Here is a 19,878-nt window from a genome sequence, read left to right on the forward strand (position 1 = left end):
ATCAGTAAATTCTATAACCTGTAGACGATTAACGATAACCCGTCCTAAATTTAAAAATTTATCAAATCATAGGAGTAACAAAAAGCAAGCGCAACTGTTTCATTTCGACAAACGGTAGATAAATTATAAAATTTGAAAGTTTATAGCAAGATTCTTCTTTAACCAATGTGTCTTGGGGTATCTTGGTATTTTAAAAAAAACGTTGTCGTTAAAAATTGCATTCATGGTCGATAAAATTGGAATCGCTACTACGATCAGGGGCTGTGACACTGATATTTTGAACAGCTTCATCAAATATCACCTATTTATCGGGTTCGACCATTTTATCCTGTTTTACGATGACGAGAATGAGTGTGTGCCGACAATTTTTAATGAAACAGATCATATCACTGTTATTAAAAACAACACAGAAAATAGGGCGAATTGGCAAGGCACCGATTCAAAGTACTTATTGGAATTTACTCAAACCGATTTAATAGCTCGACAGATTTTAAATTTAGAATTAGCCATTAAAATGGCTCCGTCACTCGGAGTAAGTTGGCTTGTACATATTGATGTTGACGAGCTTTTCCTTTGTTTAGGATGGAAAAACGTGAAAGAACATTTCCAATCACTTGATAAACACAATGTCAAGGCCATTAACTACGTGAACTATGAGTGCATCCCGGAACGATCAAATGTCACCAACTATTTTTTGGAAGGAACGCTATTTAAAAAAAACGTTAAGCATTTAAACGAAAATCAGAAATGCGAAATCGAGTCATCTAAATTAGGTTCCATAAAGAATTATTTTTTGTTTTATGAGAATGGAAAACCTGCGGGAAAAATATCTGACCAATTGAGGGTTTATAGTCCTCATCTTTTTTTCAATTCTGTCCAAGCAAGGACTCAGAATTTTCCAATCATACTTCATTATCCTATATGTGGATTCAAACACTTTTACGCAAAGTACAAAGTAATGGGAATGTTTCCCGACAAGTGGCTAGGGCAATACACAATCAATGATTACTTGCCTTTTCACGTGAAAGCCCGAGATATTGTTAACTTAAAAGATCAATCCATTGCTTTGCGTTTCTATCAAGATGAAGTTATTGACAGATATTGTTCATTGACGAGTCAGCTTGTTAAGCGCAAAATATTTCGCCGAATATCTCTTCCATCAAGAATTTTAAGGAAAGTGTTACTATCAGAAGCGTCGGTTAGCCACATCAAAGATGGTTACTTATGATATTTCAAAGTTTATGGATCGGAAACAGACTATCAAAAATGGAGCAGCTATCGCTTTGTTCGTTTCTTTCTTTAGGCCATACATTCCATCTTTATACCTATGATGAAATCGATAATGTACCACCAGGAGTAATCGTTAAGGACGCAAGTTCAATTCTTCCGTCAAGTAGAATTTTCAAATACAAAGGGTTTAACAGTTATGCCGGGTTTGCTAATTTATTTAGATATAAACTGATTTTAGAAAAGGGAGGATATTGGGTAGATACCGACATTGTCTGTTTAAGAAAGATCACAAAAAAGCAAAAGTATGTCTTTGCAAGCCAAAATCATCAAGATGAATATAAGGCTCCCAAAGTTGTTGCAAACAACTGCGTGATTAAAGCTCCGAAACATTCTGAAATAATGGAGTATTGTTTTGAGCAGGCGAACAGGAGAAATCCGGAAACCTTGTATTGGGGCGAAACCGGTCCTATCCTACTTACTCGGGCGCTTATAAAATTCAATTTATCCGACTACGTTGTTGCCCCTCGGGTATTTTGTCCGATACCGTGGTTCGAATGGAGGCGGATTGTAGAAGATGAGGCTGGCGACATTTGTGAAAACTTTGAAAATTCTTTCTGTATTCACTTATGGCATGAAATGTGGCGAAGAAATGGAATTGATAAATCCGCTAATTTTTCAAAAAATTGCATTTACGAAAAATTGAAGTACATGTTTCACATAGTATGAAGCTAGCATCGGAACATATTGTAGCCGATGTTGGTGCTAAGTGCACGGGCAAAGGCTGTTTGGGTTAGGGTCAAGATTGGTAGTGAGGGTGCTAACATTCCTCCGGGACGCGGCAAAGCTCAAAGCACTTAATTATTATATATCTTTCTCTTTGTCGTAGGATCTGGTTGGCGCCTTACCTTCAGATTTGTTCTTATCTTTTAACCAATTTGGTCGCAGCCCCTTGATTTTCTCCATCGTGTATTCCTTCGTGCCATCAAGAAAACCGAGGGTTCGGTCTCCATCCCCTTTAGTTTCGGAAAGCTCACCAGCAAGTACCGGTAGCTCCTTAGCAATTAAGTAGCCTTCATTAAACCCTTTCATATATTCGGGCGAGGGTGTTATTTCTTCTTCCATGATCAGAATGTTTCGCGAGCATGATGTTCAAGATAGTGGTTGATGGATTGTCGGTCGTAAAGAATTACTTCTTTTGAGGCTGGCTAAAACGAATTTTTCCATCGTTACGTAATCTCTGCAGCGTTGTCTTCGATTTGATATTCAAGAGGCGCATTGCTTCCTCTTGAAAAATCCACTTGTTCTCTTTTGCCGCTCCTTTACTTTGAAAGTAAGAAAAGACGCGATCAAGCAACTCGTAAAATGCTTTTTCTTCGATACAAATGACGTTCATATTTCATGCTGTTTAATGCACCACTTTACGACGAAAATGTTTCTCGTGCGTTTTCTTCAAGATAGCCGATGATTGATTCTCGATCATAAAGGATAATCCTCTTTTGCGGATGCGAGAAACGAATTTTTCCTTCATCACGCAGTTTTTGAAGCGTCGACTTGGCTTTGATATTAAGAAGGCTCATGGCTTCCTTATCCGAGATCCATTTATTCTCCTTTACATTATTTTTCTCTTTAAGCCGATTCACAACTTCCTCTACCAAGGCGTAAAATGCTTTTTCTTCGAGGCAAATGACATTCATTTAAACGGAGTTTTACATCGGTCTTGAACTAAAGATAAAATAATAAATTGTTTCAATAAAGTTTTGATACTACGATTGTGGATTTTGCTGCGTGTTTATGCCTTGCAGTATCTTATCATTATATTGGTCAATGACATCCTTTTTAAGGTTTGCCAAGTATACTTGCGTTGTGCTCAACCGTTGATGCCCTAACATTTCACTAATCGCGGTTACTGGAATAGCCATGTTGTTGGCAAGGGAAGCGAAGGAGTGCCGGCTCACATATGATGTCAGGTTTTCATCAATACCGGCAGCCTTTGCAATCTTCTTAAGCCTTTTGTTATATCGCTTGCGAGCCCACTCGATATCCTTGTATTGCTCAGCTAGCTCGGTTCTTTTAATGATAGGCAGGATAAACTCGGAAGGAGCTTTGTCTTTTAAGTAGTGACTAAGAATTGGTTTTACGCCATCCGTTAATTTGATATCATAGAATTTTCCTGTCTTGCGTCGCTTGTAATGGACGCGGCCATCAATAATATTCTCGACTTTTAAGAATGCCAGGTCGATGAAGGGTGCACCCATGAGTCCGAAGCTCAGTAGAAAAATGTTTCTCGTCTCAAAGAGAACGCTATCGTTCTCAAATTTTAACGCTACTATTTTTTGAATCAGTTCGAAGCTAATTGCTCTTTTTTTAGTGGGTTTTGTTTTGATCGTATATTGATCGAACGGGTAAGATTCCTTTTCAAGAATTCTATCTTTTTTGATCGCTCGATTACAGATCGCCCGAATTGTGCGCATATAGACGGCGAGTCCGTTTAGGCTCAGCCCTTTAGCCAAGTACCAATTTTCGAAACGATCGAGGAAAGCTCGGTTTAATTCCCGCAGGGGAAAGTCAATTTCGTTCCTGAATTTTTTGACCTCGCGTAGCACATTTGAGTAGCTGCGTGCGTTGCCAATTCTTTTTTGTTCTTGAAATTTTGCAATTAACTTCTCTGTATACCTAAAGAAAGAATCTTTTGCACCTTTCGCTACTATTCGATTTTTGAGATCGACGATTGATAGATAGGAAAGTTCTTTCCGGTCATGAAGCTTGGAAATGATATCGAATGCTTGCGATCGTTCTTTTTCCAAAATATTATTAATCCTGGCAACGTTGTCAAATCCCTTAAAGCCTTTCTTGATTTTCCGATTATCGAAGTCCCAATATTGCTCGGGTATTGAAAATCCAGTCGACAATCCTGTGGTTTTACCATTGTGACTTAGACGAAGTAAGATCGGATATGTTTGATCAGCTTTCTTACGGCGCGTATCAAGAGCCAGGACTACATTTGAATTCATGAAAATGGGATTGAAGATTTGCATTTAAATTTGCACTGGATTTGCACTGGAATTTCAAATCAAGGCCTATTCAAACATACTTAAATTGATTCAAAAAGGGCAATTTTAGCCGGAAAAACCAAGATTAAATTTTACTTAAACTGATTTTCCACTGACTGTTAATCAGAGGGTCCTTGGTTCAAGTCCAAGAGGAGGAGCGTAAACGTTAAATTAGCCTGGAAACAGGCTTTTTTCGTTTTTTCGGAGCAATTAGGACTTGGGAAACCTCGTTGTATGGATATTCAGCGCAATTTGATTTATTTTCATTCCCGAGTAACCAACCGTTAACTGGTATACTCGTCGTGCGCATGGAGTTCTATGACGCCGACCTTAGTCTTAATTAATTGCAATCCAATAAATGGTTACTCCATCGCCGTTGAAGGGATGTACCAGATGTTGCGGATCACCCTCGCTAAATAATGATGTGCATGATTATCAAACGAACGTCTGCGATCGTACTACCTCAACTGTTGTTATTCATCGTTCTACTGGGCTGCACCTTTGAACCCCAAGAGGATTTTTTCAAGGAGGTAAAGCAGGTGGCGCCTTCACCTATCATCGATCTTACAGACTACAACGAAGAAGACACGATTGTGATGTTACAGCCTACCAAATTCAAATACATGGTGGCCATCAATGAGCCTTCCGCATTACAAGAGGTTCAAATACTGCTTGATTCCAGCGCCATTCTGTCGACGCCTTTCCTTTCCGGCGAGTTCACCCTATCACAATCTTCTATACCGGTCGGGATACACAAGTTGACAATACAATTCATTGCAAAATCCAATAGTGGGAGTCTTGCCGACAAAGTCGGCGCCGAATATTTTCAAGTTTGGAAAACATGGATAGTTAAGGTGGAGAGATTTGACAATGATCCTCCGGATACACCCGAAGTGAGAATAAGCGAAGAAGATGGATTTCTGAGACTAGACTGGACACCGTATTCAAAGAACAATTTTGTAGGATACAGGCTCCGTGTCCTTGCTCCATATCCACGTGAAATTCAGTTCAAAAATCAACTATCCACATATTGGGTGGATAGCAGTTTTTTGTGGGGTTCTGCCGGCTACGAACTGACGGTAACTAACACCTATGGAAGCAATACAACAACGGTCGGTCTAACTGAACCGCAGAAATTGACACTGATCTATAATAAGGACGATAGCACGGCCGTCGTCAAGTGGAAACCATCACGGTTCTATAGTGCTTTTGGCCGTGCTGTTATTAAAGAAAACGAAACCGTCAGACACACGAGTACAAATGGCTCTGACTCAACGCTAACTTTAAAGCTTAATGAAATACTATGGGGAAGGGGCGAATCGGTGACGTTGCAGATCTTTCCCAAAAACAGTCAGCTTACGACCTTTGAATCGCGTGAGTTCCTATACAATCACTTACCAGTGAAGCGCCTTCTCAGTCGACCAACGTTGTATTACCAGAATGGTATCAAACAGGTTGTTGGTTTTAGCCCATCAGCTGCACTTTTTTATTTCTTTGACGATCAGCTGGGAGTGACAGACAGCGTTACAGTTTACACATCCGCAGTATCTGTGCCTTACAGTGGCAACTATGCCTATTATGTGAACGACAATGCTGTTGTACGGTGGAATCTTTCTACAAATGAAAAAGTATATACCAATGACAACGCAAACTTTGCTATCGAGCCGCTCAGTATCAGTGGTTCTTCAAATGGAATTGTATCATACTACTCCAAGAACAACCAGGATCCATGGGATCTACGTCTAAGCCTCGTGATACAAAACACAGATGATAAGACCTTCATCCAAAAGACGAACGTAAACTATGATCCTAAAATCACATTGCCTCCCAAGAATTTCGTGCTTTCAGATGACGGGGGGCTTTGTCTGAGCCCTTATAGCCGTGGAATATCAAGGGTGGAAAATGGTCTTCCGAATATTGGCACGCTACCATCACCTGGATATTTCCTTTGTTTTCGTCATGATAACAATGACGAGATTCTCATGACCTGGAGTGAATCGGTAAACATCGTCAGCTCACACGATCTTTCCATAATTCGCACCATAACGCTGCCTTGGGGCTACAATGCGGTAAGTTACGATCCTGTTACGCACTATGTAGTTTGTACCAAGACTGACTCGGAAGTCCTATATCTGGTCAACATTGACAATAATCACACAAAAGCCTTTAAGGCCATTTCTACTCAGTGGTCATTGGTGAATGGTTATTTAATTAATTATGCGGGCCAATACATGAAAGTGTTATGAGGAAACTTCACATACTACTGTTTTGGTTACTTTCTGCGGAAAGTTATGCGCAACTGGAAGTGTCTGCAGGTGCAGGTGTTGGTTGGTTCAGCATGCGCGAGTTAGGCGAACTACAAAAAGCAATACAATCGTCCTATCCGGTTGATGCCAAAATAACGGAAGAATTTCCGGCGTATGTTATTTATGACGCGGAGATAGTCTGGAAGGTAAATAGCAGCGGCTTCCTAGGACTTTACTACCAATATGGATCAACGGGGGGCAGAACGCACTATGAAGACTTCTCCGGTGAGGTCTATTCAGACCAGTTGTTACATTATAATACATTGGCCTTAAGTGTCGCGCAAGAACTGACGTTCGAGAACGATCTTCAATTCCGTTTTGATGTGCACCCTGGCGCGACGTTCACGAATCTTAAAATTATTGAGGGCTCGAGAATTGGCGACGTGTCGCACCGCGAATCTTATAAATTTCATTCGATCAATGCAACTTTACAACCAACCTTAGAGCTTCAGAAGACTTGGGGTCAGTTTGGTATTAAGGCGCACGCCGGGTTTCATTTTGCGGTATACGCTGGAAAACTAAAATTTAACGAAAACAAGCAAAATTACTTGACTGTTGGCAATGACCCCGTCGTTGCCAATTGGAATGGCTTCAGACTGGGTTTAACCGGGACTTACAGAATCAGAGAATAAGCAGACGACTAACAAAGTACCTCGATAGCTTTGAAGTCACTGGTGCATCCGTGATAGGGACAAATTCTTCATATCCTCATTCATCCATAAGACTTTATGGAAAAAGTAAAAGCTCTTCGGCGGTGTAAGTCTTTGACAAATTGCAAGTCCTTTTAGAAAATCGCCCCCTTACACAACGGAACCATTAGGCTGTTTGTCAACCAACTTTTAATCGATAGCCATATCTCATCGGTGGAGTTAAAGCCGATTGCAAACTAAAATATAGACATTATGTCTTATTTGTTTTAAATATAAGGCCTATTTCGGTCATTATGGCTTGTAATTCCCTCGTTTTTACCTCCGGCACATTTTTCACAATAGGAAGTGTAAACAAAAAATTAAAACTATGAGTATCGTTCGTTATAGCACCGCTAATGATTTTGTACCAACTTCATTTAGCAACATAATTGATCGCTTCTTTAGCGATTCATTAGCTCGCACTGGTGGTTCAGCCTACTCCTTTGTACCGAAAGTAGATGTCTTTGAAACCGAGAAAGCATACGAAATCCATCTCGCTGCCCCTGGCGTGAACAAGGATGACTTCAAGATCGACTTAAATGAAAATCATCTTACCATAAGCGGGGAGCGCAAGTTCGCTAAGGAGAAGAAGGAAAATAACCTGCATGTGGTTGAAACACAATACGGGAATTTTGCCCGCTCTTTTGTACTCCCGGAAAACATTGACGCCAGCAAAATAACCGCTGCATATAACAATGGCATCCTGGAAATCACAGTACCTAAAGACGAGAAAAAAGCATTAAAGACCTCCATCAAGGTTAACTAAGTAGAGAGGGTTAGGTTTAGGTGGACTAAGGCGCTTCGAAAGGAGCGCCTTTTTTTATAATCATCCATCGGCTCTCGTGACAACGCGTTTTTATAATTACGCCCGATCCATTCGGCTTTTGTTCCTGGGGATAATGTTATTGCCTAATTCTCCCCCAACAATGCGACCCCTTCCACGGTTAAATAGTTGTTGTATGTTTCCTCTCAAAGAAAATCACAAGTACCACTACAATACTGGGACTTTTTCTTGAAAAGAAACGTTAACTTTCACAACCACAGAATTCAACCCGGGATTGGCGATGAAGCGGTCAATTTTGATTTCAATAATAGTCTTGGCTACGTGCATAGGCAGTATCTTTGGCTCTATCATTACAGTAAAATTCCTGGATATATATACCAGCAATTACCAATCAATTGAGGCAAGACAACAATCTGTCTTTACGCGTTACTCCGCTGACACATCTTATCAGGTTCCAAAAGACCTTAACTTTTTAAATACTGCTGGGCGGGTCACGCCTTCGGTGGTTCACATCCGTACTTCTTATGGACCTGGCGAATTCAGTGTTAATCCACTTGAGTTCTCATTAGAGTCACCTTCCCGGTCATCGGGTTCAGGCGTTATCATTTCGGATGATGGTTACATTGTGACGAATAACCATGTGATAGAAGATGCCAGTAGCATCGAAGTTGTGATGACAAACAACCAACGCTTCTATGCAAAACTCATTGGCTCGGATCCAACAACTGATTTGGCTTTATTAAAAGTAAGAGCGAGGAATTTACCTTTCCTGAAATATGGCGACTCAGACAAAATTATTCCAGGCGAATGGGTACTCGCTGTGGGTAATCCTTTTGATCTGAACTCTACAGTTACCGCCGGTATCGTGAGCGCCAAGGCGAGAAACATCGGAATTCTCCGGGACCGTAATAATTTACAAGTTGAAGCTTTTATTCAAACCGATGCTGCTGTAAATCCCGGCAATAGTGGTGGTGCCCTGGTAAATCTTAGAGGGGAACTGATCGGAATTAATTCTGCTATTGCAACTTCTTCCGGAAGTTATCAGGGATACTCTTTTGCAATTCCTGTAAGCCTGGTTAAAAAGGTAATGGATGATTTACTTGAACTTGGTCAGGTTCAACGAGGCATGTTAGGAATTCAAATTACCGATGTCAATGCCGCCATTGCAGAGGAATTAGATCTCCAGATAAGTCAGGGAGTTTTGATTAACAGGGTAAATACGGGAAGTGCTGCAGAACAATCAGGCCTACTGCGTGGTGATGTTATTATCGGCATCAATGGACATCGTGTAAGCTCGGTCTCAGAACTGCAGGAATGGGTAGCACGAAACAGACCAGGCAAAGAGATTGAAGTGAGTTATATTCGAAACGGAAGCCAACATGAGGTGAAAGCAAGACTCCGAAACAGCGAGGGAAATGAGAAAGTGGCTAAGAAAGAAATAAAATATGACTTGAATGGCGTAGAAGTAGAAGATGTCCCTTATAAAGAACTTGCAAAGTTACAGGTAGAAGGTGGTGTTCGAGTGAAAGAACCAATCGCAGGGAAGTGGAAAGAGGCAGGCATTAAAAAAGGATTTCTCATCACCTACATAGATAAAGTTCCTGTCGACAATGTTGAAGATCTGAATCGGATCTTAGACTTTAAAAAAGGTGGAATATTAATCGAAGGAATATATTCAGACGGAAAAAAAGGTACGTATGGTGTGGAATGGCGCTAAGCTTCTGAATTCCATGCTTCGTGTAGAAGCCATTCCTATTAACTATCACCACAATTACAAACATCATCACTCGATAGGCGCAAGTATATGCTCGAAACAATTTCTTAGTTTTGCCATCAATAAAAATTCACATGAAGAATTTTGGTATAAAAGAATCATTGTTCGTATTAGGAGTTGGGAAAACAAATTATGGTTCTTCCACCGGGAAACAATGGTTTAAGTCCGGCGCTTCAATAATTGAGTCTTACTCACCGGTGGATGGTAAACACATCGGTTCTATAAATACTACAAGTGAGGAGACTTTTAATAAAATCGTATCACAATCGCATGCTGCCTTTAAAGAATGGCGACAGTGGACAGCACCACAACGCGGTGAAATTGTTCGGCAAATAGGGATAACGTTAAGAGAGCAAAAAGAACCACTGGGCAAACTGGTTTCCTATGAAATGGGGAAGTCTTACCAGGAAGGATTAGGCGAAGTTCAGGAAATGATTGATATCTGTGATTTTGCTGTTGGATTATCACGACAACTTCATGGGCTAACGATGCATTCTGAAAGACCGGAGCATCGGATGTATGAACAATGGCATCCGCTTGGTGTTGTTGGAATAATCACTGCATTTAATTTTCCGGTTGCTGTTTGGGCATGGAATACAATGATCGCCTGGGTTTGTGGAGATGTTTGCATCTGGAAGCCTTCTGAAAAAACTCCGCTGTGTGGCATTGCCTGTCAAAAAATTGCAGCAGCCATCTTTGAAAAAAATGGTGTACCCGAAGGGGTTTCATGTCTTATTAACGGAGATTACACCGTAGGGCAGCAGTTGGCAAAACATGAGGGTGTTGCATTAATCTCAGCAACAGGTTCTGTACGCATGGGCAAAGCCGTTGCAAGAACAGTAAGTGAAAGATTAGGACGAACACTTTTGGAACTAGGAGGAAATAATGCGATCATTATTTCTGAGCATGCGAATTTAGATATGGCAGTACGTGGAGCTTTGTTCGGTGCGGTAGGTACAGCTGGCCAACGATGCACGTCCACCAGAAGATTGATTATCCATGAAAATGTTTATGACGCCCTCAAAGAGCGCCTAGCCAAAGCGTATTCGCATTTAAAAATCGGAAATCCACTCGACCCTGTAAACCATGTAGGCCCATTGATCGATAAACAAGCTGTGAAAAGTTACGAGCAAGCATTAAAGAAGATAAAAAGCGAAGGAGGCAATTTTGTAGTCAAGGGAGGCGTCGTACAGGGCAAAGGTTACGAGTCAGGTTGCTATGTCAAACCTGCTATTGCCGAAGTAAAAAATGAATTCGAAATTGTCCAACAAGAAACATTTGCGCCGATTTTGTATTTAATAAAGTACAAAACTATTGAAGAAGCGATTGAACAACAAAATGGCGTCAGGCAAGGGCTATCTTCAGCGATCATGACAAACAATTTACAGGAAGCAGAAAAATTCTTGTCGAGTGCAGGTTCTGATTGTGGTATTGCAAATGTTAATATTGGAACTTCCGGAGCAGAGATCGGTGGTGCCTTCGGAGGAGAAAAAGAAACCGGAGGAGGACGCGAATCAGGATCTGATGCATGGAAAGTATATATGAGAAGACAAACAAACACCATTAATTATGGCAATACCCTTCCTTTGGCACAAGGAATAAAATTTGCTATTTAGCAAGTTTGCAATTCAGGATCAAAGGCTTATTTTTATACACCATTCACTTTAAAACTACTATGGCCGGAAAAAAGTATCACACCGTTATGCTCATTGATGATAATGAGATTGACAACCTTATTAACCAGAAGATGATCGAAGCGGCTTCTATTGCTGAAAATATTTATACGCATACGGGTGCTAAAAGTGCCATCGAATTTTTACGTAACATGGAAAAGCTTGACGTGGCGGATAAAGTTTTACCTGATGTGATCTTCCTGGATATCGATATGCCGCTAATGGATGGATTTCAATTTCTGGATGAATTCGAAAAACTCACCAACGTAGCTAAGAAGAAATGTAAGATTGTGATGTTGACGTCCTCAATAAACCCTCAGGATTTTAATCGCTCAAAAAAATACGAGAACGTTAGACTATATCTTAATAAACCGTTGTCGCACGACAGTATCGTTAAATTAGAGATCTAGTCTGGAGGGCTGCTGAAGACCAGTTGCCCCTGCCAATCCAATACTTAAAAATCGGTTAGCTGTTCTACGAATTTTTCGTCTAGCTTAATCAGTTTCGTTGGTGCAAAGTAGCTGACGTTTATTGTATTGAGACGGGGTATGACCGCGTTGATCTTCTTTGCCTTCTCTTTCTTCGCTTCACTGGTAGCGATTTTCAATATCTTGAGAAAAAGTTGGATGTTCTCGCAACTATCCTTTTCAGATAACCTGATTTGCCGCTGAATACTGTTCGATAACTGATTGAACAGTTCAAAGTCTCTCATCAAAGTATACTGCAACGCCAGCAACGATTTAATTTCTAATTGCGCATAAGGATATTTCTTTAGGCTCACATCATTAAGCAAGCCGTTGATAAGCTTCGCGGCTTCCTCAAATTTACCCACATAATAACAGGAGATTGCCCTGTATACCACATAAATAATGTGCTTGGGAATATCCTGCATATCAATCTCGTAATCCAAAAAGATGGATTCGTTTTCAGAGTAAAGTTCTGCTTCCGTTCCAGTTCTTAAGTGACGTTCGATCTTAGAGATCAAAAATTGTGGGGGGAATGTAAAGGTGGAGTAGTTAACCAACAAGTTTCCGCAAGCATCATTTACTTCTTCGAAATACTTTTCTGCTTGCCGGTATACTTTGTAATGGTTATAATATTCGAGTTTCAAGAACTCGAATACAAGATTCATATGGTAATAAATTGAATCGAGATGATAGCTCTCAAAAATCTTCTGAACTTTATCAAAAATATCTTCCATCGACTCGCCGTCCTGGTGCATATTATCATCGACTTCTACAAAGAGTCTGTGGAAAATATACATACAGCTTTGATAAACATACAACCGATGGCTTTCATAAAGCTTAGCAACATTCTGCATCTCCTTCATGAGCAGGCTAAGGCCGAGTCGTTCTACGTCACCCCCATTCAGCATGAAATCTCCATATTTCTTGAAGTAATCTGCTAATAAGTCTTCGGCTTTATCAACGGCTAACATATAAGCCACATGCCTGTTATATAACTGAGAGTACTGAAAATAATCGGGTGAATTAATGTTGAGCTTTTTGAGTGACTTATAGATAATGGTTAGTTCATTCGCAAGATCGTAATCAAGAAGTTCTTTCTCCAGTTTCTTTAACGTAGCAATAGAAATTGCTTTCTTCTTGGTAAACAAAACTTCGTTGATGTTGGCAACTTTACGCAGAACATCGGTACGCGGACTTTCCAATTGGCCCATCAGATACTCCTCAATTTTCAGATTGAGCCTGGAACGGAGGGTGTAGTAGGCATTCGCGTTGACGTCAAGCTCTGTCATTATTTTATTATCGGAGAGCTGACGCTCGCGCAATGATTTTAACAGATAAGCTGACTTCTCTGCATTACTTTCAATGAGAGAATCATAAATTGCCTTGAAGTCTTTTTCGGAAAGTTGTTTAATGATATTCTTAAGCTTTGCCATGCGTAAAATTTAACAATTGTGAAAATTTACAAAATTTATTACATCATACAACAGCCCTAACATCAGTTAAGGCTAAATCTTATTATTCAAGTTTATAGTTTGACTCCACGACATGAGAGGTTTTCTGTTCGTTTTAAAAATATCTTTCCTTTGCGCCACCACTATCATATGTACTTCGGCAGCAGGACAGTCAACTGCTGAACTTGCCCTAAAAAATCTCCAACGTCAAAAATGGCAACGCGCGCATGAGTTGCTAACTAAGGCCCTGGCCAAAGATAGCCTCAACGTTACGGCAAAATATGTTTTAGCACAATATTTTTTTTCAGAAGCAAACCCGGCCTTTAATCTCGACTCCGCTTATGACCAACTGAGGTACGCCATAAATGACTTTCAAAACACCTCCTCCAAGCAACGAGAAAGATTGCGCCGATTCCCTCTTGACTCCGCTCTCCTTATTGACTTTCGCGAACAAATTGAGCTGGCTGCTTTCAATCGTACAAACGATATTCAAACATTGGAGGCATGGACAAGGTTTATCAGCCGGTTTACACATTCATCCTTGTTACATCTCGCGATAGCCTCAAGAGACAGCATAGCGTATCAAGAGGCCGTTCAGATAAATACCTATCAGGGTTTTCAATATTTTTTCGAAAAATACCCACACGCCGCCGAGGTACAAAAAGCAAGAACGAAATATGAAAAACTTCTCTTTGAAGCCAAAACATCCGATCAGACACTGTCAAGCTATGAAACATTCGTCTCCGAGTATCCTCAATCACCTTATCGGCCGCTCGCAGAGAATACCATTTTTGAATATCGAACATCCTCCGGCGAAACGAACGCCTATGTCAAGTTCATTCGATCATATCCTAAAAGTCCTTTACTAAAGAAAGCTAAAAATATTTTATTTCACCTGATCCCTGAGCACGAGCGTCCACTTAAATGGCCCAGCGATCTTACCGATGATTCATTACGTGTCGTCATGAAACTGGAGCAGGCGGTGCTCGCACCGATTTATACAAATAAAAAATTTGGATTTATAGATTCAGAGGGGAATGAGATTATCGCCCCTCAGGCAGACTCGATCGACCAAAGTTATTTATGTGGCAATGTTCAGGAAGATATTATTTCACTTCCGCATATGATGGTCGCCAAAAATGGGGCTTTTGTTTGGAAGAAAAATGCAACCAATATTGATGATATAGGCAGTGGGTTCCTGCTTGTTCGAGTGGGTGACTGTACCACAGTAATTCATAAAACGGGATTTGCAGTCGGTGAAAATTGTGTCGATGATGCAAAAATTCTAAATGGAAAATTTCTCGCGACCCAAGAAAACAGACGATGGTCAATTTGGACATTAACGGGGCGCTCTTTACTGACAGACGTCGACGAGGTTTTTTTTATAAAAGATGTTCTGACTATTACGAGGAACGATTCAGTTGAACTGATCTTAAGTGAAACATTAGCTGCATTACCTTCCCCCGAACGCAGGGGTGTATCATCCGGATACGATGAAGCTCGATCATGGAATAACGAATTGGTTTTTGTTAAAAAAGGTAATAGCAGCGGTCTGCTGGATCAATCATTAATTGCATTTATTCCCTTAAAGGAACAAACTTTGACTCCGTTTTATGCAGGTGTGATCGCCACCGATTCCGCCGGCACCCAAATCCATAATTACGGAGGAAAAAAGTCAGAAATATTTCAACAGGTGCTCTCGAGAGATCCGTGGTTAGCAGTAAAGGATTCTTTATGGAAATTCATCGATCCAACGAATATGCAGACGTTACCCCAGGGTTACGATACCATCGTATTTCATGGATTATTTGCTGCAGGTTTTAAAAAAGACAGCGTGCACATTTTTTTTTCCATGCATAAGTACAGAAAAGAATTGAAATCCAATTCAATGGAATTTATGCCCGGAGAAGATGCTTCCGGATATTTGATGGTTCGACATGAGGAGACAAAAACTGTCTTTAATAACGACGGGCAGAAATTGTTCACGGTGACATTTGATAAGATTCAATACGCCGGTGAAGATTTTTTTATCGTTCACAAGAAAGAAAAGAAAGGTTTGTTAACAGTCACCGGAAAGTTATTACTCCCTGTGGAATATGATGCTATTGGCACGGTCAGCAACGGTCAAGTGTCATTGTTAAAATCGATGCAATTCGGTCGTTTTGACTGCAATACCCGGAAGATCATCGCAGCTCAATACAGCAAAAATCCAGTTCCGTATAACAAAAAAATAATCACCGCCTATAAGGACGGTCAACTCGGCTTCATCGACTGGAACAATAGGTCCTTAAGTAAATTTGAATTCAATGAAATCCAATATTGGAACGATACCACTGCACTGGTTAAAAAAAATTCGGAGTGGATGCTTTATGAGATTAAGAATAAAAAAATACTGCTGGATAAAATAAAGGACTTTAAATTTATACGAAACACGCTAACAGATAAAGTCGCCATTATTTATCAGGATTTCAACCATGGTGTAGTCCATAATCGGAAGGGGACCATCATTCCGACTACGTTTAGTTATATTGTCAATGTAGGCTCCTCAGACAAGCCGCTTTATTTTACAGAAAAACATGTAACGGAAGCATCTGTGTTTGTTGTCATTTACTATAATGACGAAGGCAAAAAGTTAAGAAAAGAGATTTATGATCAGGAGGATTACGATAAGATTTACTGCGATGAGCATTGAGACACGCATTTTCAGAACTTAACAAAAGTTAATTCACACTCATTAATTAAATAAAACACAAACATTCATTAATAACTCATTTATATAATAGGTTAACTTTGACTGATCATATTTTTTAACTTGCAAGAGAACATTATATCATGAGAAGATCGTCAATATTTATTTTAAGCATGTTGTTGTGTCATGTGCTTTTTGCCCAGCAGCAAAAGCCGGATGCGAAACCCAAACTAGTGGTTGGTATTGTAGTCGATCAAATGCGCCAAGAATACCTTTACAGGTTCTATGACAAGTTTAACCAGGGTGGATTTAAGCGGTTGATGAATGATGGGTTCATGCTTAAAAACGGTCATTACAACTATGCCCCTACTGTCACAGGCCCGGGTCACGCATCCGTGTACACAGGCACAACGCCAGCCATGCACGGCATTATTGGCAATGAATACTATGATAAGGTGAGCAAGGACTTCGTCAATTGTGTTGAAGATAGTCTGTTTAAACCTGTGGGAAATGATGCTGCCAACGGACGATTGTCGCCAAGTCGCATGTTGACGTCTACGGTTACAGATGAATTGAAATTATTTACTCAAAAACATGCCAAAGTTATCGGCGTTTCGATCAAAGACAGGGGCGCCATTTTACCTGCAGGTCACATGGCCGATGCGGCGTATTGGTACGACTCCAAATCCGGAAAGTTTATTTCCAGCACATATTACATGACCAAACTACCGGACTGGGTAAATAAATTTAATGCGCAAAACCTCGTGGAAAAATATCTATCACAAGATTGGCAAACGCTTCTACCCATCGAACAATACACCGAAAGTGGTCCGGACGATTCACCTTACGAAAGGAAGTTTTCAGGAAAGGACCGTGCAACTTTCCCTTATAAGCTCTCACAACTTAAGAGTAAAAATGATAGCTACGGATTACTTACAGCAACGCCATTCAGCAACGATTATTTAACTCAAATGACATTTGCTGCATTAACCGGCGAGCAAATGGGTAAAGATGGAATCACCGATTTTTTATGCGTCTCATTCTCGGCACCCGATGCCATTGGACATTCAGTAGGTCCGAATGCCGTAGAAGTTGAGGATACTTATCTGCGATTAGACAAAAACATAGAAGAGATTTTAAAAAAGCTTGATGTTGAGGTGGGGCAAGGTAACTATACCGTATTCCTAACAGCAGATCATGCCGTGGCAGATGTACCTCAATTCCTGACAGATAATAAGATGCCGTCAGGTTATTTTAGCAATGCTTATTTAAAAGCCAAGCTTGACGAATTTCTTGCAACTTATTATCCCGGTAAATCTTTTATCGAAAACATCAGCAACCATCAGATATTTCTCAACCACGACGCTTTCAGCCAGGATCCGCGCGCCTCAGGAATGGACATGTACCTGATAACCGAATTGATTGGAAAATACCTGATGTCTATGGAAGGGGTGGCAAACTATTACACAGAAGCAACACTGCGCCAAGGGAATTATGGCGAAGATGGGATCAAGGGAAAGGTTATTCGCGGCTATCATCCTAAACGATCCGGTGATATTGCTTTTATCTTAGAATCAGGATGGACTGAATCAGGATCGATTCAGGGAACAACACATGGATCGCCCTATTCCTATGATACTCATGTACCCATTTTGTTTTATGGCCATGGTGTAAAAAAGGGTTCTTCCACGAGACTGCATTCTATTACGGATATTGCACCAACCATCTCGACAATTCTAAGAATTAAATTTCCAAGCGGCAGTACCGGCCAACCAGTTGCTGAAATGTTTGAGTGATTACAACGCTTAGGATACCCCTTGAAAGCAGGATAATGCCTCGAATAAACAAATATGCAGGTCAACTTGGTCCTCAAATCCGTTGTTTTAGGTTTTTACTTAAAGAAATCGTTATATTTATAAAGGAGCCCGCCAAAATGTTGGTATCATTTGCTATCGCATTTTATCATCAATGCAGAGTTACTTACTGAAAAATATTTAAGTCTCCACCGGAAAAAATTACTGGTGATCATGTCAAAAATGTTGGGTTATGAAAGTTTACTTTGACAGAAAGGTGCTTGTTGGTTTTTTTCTGGCATTGGGAATTTTGGCTGTATTAGGAGTTTACTCATATCGGAATAGCCGGGAATCAATCGCTACCAGTCAGATGGTAGCGCGCACCAATGAAGCGCTTTATCATATCGAACGCCTCCATTCGGCCCACCTGCAACTTGAAGCAGAGGTAATGCGCTATACGATTGAAGTTGATACATTTTTTATTTCATTCTATCATGACCGACTAAACGATGCCAGGATTCATTTTCAAAAGCTGATGGAAATGATGAAAGATGACCCAGCACAACGAGCCCGGTTAGATAGCATCCGTGTATTGGGGAAGAAAAAAATCGATTTGATAAATCAGGTAATACAAGCCCGCCAGCTATCAATCGATTCTGTAGGAAAACTTATTCCCTCCGCATTCAACAAGTCGTTGTTAGCAAAAATTAATGAGACAATTGAAGCTATGCAGGCGGCAGAGAAAAAATTATTGGATCAGCACATTTTACAGCGCAAAGCGGAAATATCGAAATTCTATTCAACGTTTATCACGCTACTCCTTGCAACGGCCCTCATCATGATCGTTTTATTCTTAACGATTAATTCGACTTTACGTGCCCGGCTACAAGCTGAACACGCCCTGCAAATCGCCTCGAAAGAAATAAATGATCTTTATCACAACGCACCATGCGGTTATCACTCGGTGGATGGCAATGGATTAATTGTCCAGATGAACTCAACATGGTTTGACTGGATTGGCTACAACAAAGATGAAGTCATTAATAAAATGACCTTGATGGATCTGCTGACGCCAGCGAGTAAACAACTGTATACAAAGAATTTTGAAGGGCTAAAAACACAAGGTTTCCTCACCAACGTTGAGTTAGAAATTTCCCGTAAGAATGGCACAATACTCTTTATAATTTTGAATGCCACTGCAATCAAAGATGAGCACGGAAACTTTCTGAAAAGCAGATCTACAGCCTTCGATATTACCGATCGCCATTTAGCGGAAGAAAAAGTAATTGCAGCAAACAAAGAACTGGAAGCTTTCACTTATTCCGTCTCGCACGACCTTAGAACTCCTTTACGTTCAATTGATGGTTATTCTAAAATTCTTCAAGAAGATTATTCTTCAAAAATAGATGCTGAAGCGAACCGCCTATTAAATATCATTAGAAATAACGCCCGTAGAATGGGCGAACTTATCGATGATCTTCTCAACTTCTCCAGAACTGGAAGAAAAGAAATTGAAAAGAGCGCTGTTAATATGAATGTTTTGGTCGCAAATATTCAACAGGAGTTGTTGGTGCCTGAAAAATCACGAAATATCAAATTCACAGTACAGCCACTTAAGGATATTGATGCCGACAATAGTATGATGCGGCAAGTATGGGTAAACCTCATTTCCAATGCTTTGAAATATTCCAGGAAACAGGCCGAAGCGGTTATTGAAATCGGCTGCAAACCGGAAGAAGGTCGTATCCTCTATTACATTCGCGACAACGGCGTAGGCTTCGATATGAAGTACGCCGATAAATTGTTTGGCGTGTTTCAAAGGTTACATAAAATCGATGAATTTGAAGGTACTGGCGTTGGCCTCGCTCTTGTTCACCGCATTATTTCAAGGCATGGTGGAAAAATCTGGGCAGAGGCACATGTAAATAAAGGTGCAACGTTTTTCTTTTTCATACCCACCAAACATGAATAA

General features: G+C 40.4%; 16 protein-coding genes. 11 read left to right on the plus strand and 5 right to left on the minus strand.

The annotated features are described in order from the left end of the window. Positions 1-223 precede the first annotated feature (223 nt). Positions 224-1,228 carry a glycosyltransferase family 2 protein gene (locus tag P2W71_RS01885; protein ID WP_276366298.1) on the plus strand — a complete coding sequence of 335 codons (1,005 nt, stop codon included), beginning with the start codon at positions 224-226 and terminating at the stop codon, positions 1,226-1,228. Then, positions 1,225-1,956, plus strand: a complete 732-nt coding sequence (locus tag P2W71_RS01890) for a glycosyltransferase (protein ID WP_276366301.1) — start codon at positions 1,225-1,227, stop codon at positions 1,954-1,956. The genes P2W71_RS01885 and P2W71_RS01890 overlap by 4 nt, the downstream gene beginning before the upstream one ends. A gap of 135 nt (positions 1,957-2,091) precedes the next feature. Here P2W71_RS01890 and P2W71_RS01895 read toward each other — a convergent pair whose 3' ends face one another. The 4 genes from P2W71_RS01895 to P2W71_RS01910 form a co-directional block, all read right to left on the minus strand. Then, positions 2,092-2,352, minus strand: a complete 261-nt coding sequence (locus tag P2W71_RS01895) for a hypothetical protein (protein WP_276366303.1) — start codon at positions 2,350-2,352, stop codon at positions 2,092-2,094. Between the two features lie 64 nt (positions 2,353-2,416). Further along, positions 2,417-2,623, minus strand: coding sequence for a DNA-binding protein (locus P2W71_RS01900; protein ID WP_276366306.1), 207 nt, complete (start codon positions 2,621-2,623; stop codon positions 2,417-2,419). 25 nt (positions 2,624-2,648) lie between these two features. Next, positions 2,649-2,924 carry a helix-turn-helix domain-containing protein gene (locus P2W71_RS01905; RefSeq protein WP_276366310.1) on the minus strand — a complete coding sequence of 92 codons (276 nt, stop codon included), beginning with the start codon at positions 2,922-2,924 and terminating at the stop codon, positions 2,649-2,651. Between the two features lie 69 nt (positions 2,925-2,993). Beyond that, positions 2,994-4,241 carry a site-specific integrase gene (locus tag P2W71_RS01910; RefSeq protein ID WP_276366312.1) on the minus strand — a complete coding sequence of 416 codons (1,248 nt, stop codon included), beginning with the start codon at positions 4,239-4,241 and terminating at the stop codon, positions 2,994-2,996. Positions 4,242-4,708: 467 nt separating this feature from the next. Here P2W71_RS01910 and P2W71_RS01915 point away from each other — a divergent pair, with 467 nt between their 5' ends. The 6 genes from P2W71_RS01915 (at position 4,709) to P2W71_RS01940 (ending at position 11,916) form a co-directional block, all read left to right on the plus strand. Then, positions 4,709-6,526: a hypothetical protein gene (locus P2W71_RS01915; RefSeq protein ID WP_276366314.1), complete on the plus strand. Its 1,818-nt coding sequence runs from the start codon at positions 4,709-4,711 to the stop codon at positions 6,524-6,526. After that, the gene (locus P2W71_RS01920) at positions 6,523-7,218 is read left to right on the plus strand and encodes a hypothetical protein (RefSeq protein WP_276366316.1); all 696 of its coding nucleotides are present in this window, start codon (positions 6,523-6,525) and stop codon (positions 7,216-7,218) included. Before P2W71_RS01915 ends, P2W71_RS01920 begins: the two co-directional genes overlap by 4 nt. 385 nt (positions 7,219-7,603) lie before the next feature. Continuing rightward, the gene (locus P2W71_RS01925; RefSeq protein ID WP_276366319.1) at positions 7,604-8,041 is read left to right on the plus strand and encodes an Hsp20/alpha crystallin family protein; all 438 of its coding nucleotides are present in this window, start codon (positions 7,604-7,606) and stop codon (positions 8,039-8,041) included. 298 nt (positions 8,042-8,339) lie between these two features. Next, on the plus strand, positions 8,340-9,776 hold the full coding sequence (locus tag P2W71_RS01930; protein ID WP_276366321.1) for a trypsin-like peptidase domain-containing protein: 1,437 nt from the start codon (positions 8,340-8,342) through the stop codon (positions 9,774-9,776). A 131-nt stretch (positions 9,777-9,907) separates the two neighbouring features. After that, positions 9,908-11,449 carry an aldehyde dehydrogenase family protein gene (locus P2W71_RS01935; RefSeq protein ID WP_276366323.1) on the plus strand — a complete coding sequence of 514 codons (1,542 nt, stop codon included), beginning with the start codon at positions 9,908-9,910 and terminating at the stop codon, positions 11,447-11,449. 59 nt (positions 11,450-11,508) lie between these two features. Then, positions 11,509-11,916 (plus strand): response regulator, encoded by a 408-nt coding sequence (locus P2W71_RS01940; protein ID WP_276366326.1) that lies wholly within the window; start codon positions 11,509-11,511, stop codon positions 11,914-11,916. 44 nt (positions 11,917-11,960) lie between these two features. Here P2W71_RS01940 and P2W71_RS01945 read toward each other — a convergent pair whose 3' ends face one another. Next, on the minus strand, positions 11,961-13,406 hold the full coding sequence (locus tag P2W71_RS01945; RefSeq protein WP_276366328.1) for a hypothetical protein: 1,446 nt from the start codon (positions 13,404-13,406) through the stop codon (positions 11,961-11,963). A gap of 112 nt (positions 13,407-13,518) precedes the next feature. Between P2W71_RS01945 and P2W71_RS01950 the strand changes: the two genes are divergently transcribed. From P2W71_RS01950 to P2W71_RS01960, 3 genes are all read left to right on the plus strand, one after another. Then, a complete protein-coding gene (locus tag P2W71_RS01950) occupies positions 13,519-16,116 on the plus strand; it encodes a WG repeat-containing protein (protein ID WP_276366330.1) in 2,598 nt (865 codons plus the stop codon). A gap of 140 nt (positions 16,117-16,256) precedes the next feature. Continuing rightward, positions 16,257-17,909, plus strand: a complete 1,653-nt coding sequence (gene pafA / locus P2W71_RS01955) for an alkaline phosphatase PafA (protein ID WP_276366332.1) — start codon at positions 16,257-16,259, stop codon at positions 17,907-17,909. Positions 17,910-18,159: 250 nt separating this feature from the next. Further along, positions 18,160-19,878, plus strand: coding sequence for an ATP-binding protein (locus P2W71_RS01960; protein ID WP_276366335.1), 1,719 nt, complete (start codon positions 18,160-18,162; stop codon positions 19,876-19,878).

The organism is Chryseolinea sp. H1M3-3 (genome assembly GCF_029360725.1).
Taxonomy (GTDB): domain Bacteria; phylum Bacteroidota; class Bacteroidia; order Cytophagales; family Cyclobacteriaceae; genus Chryseolinea.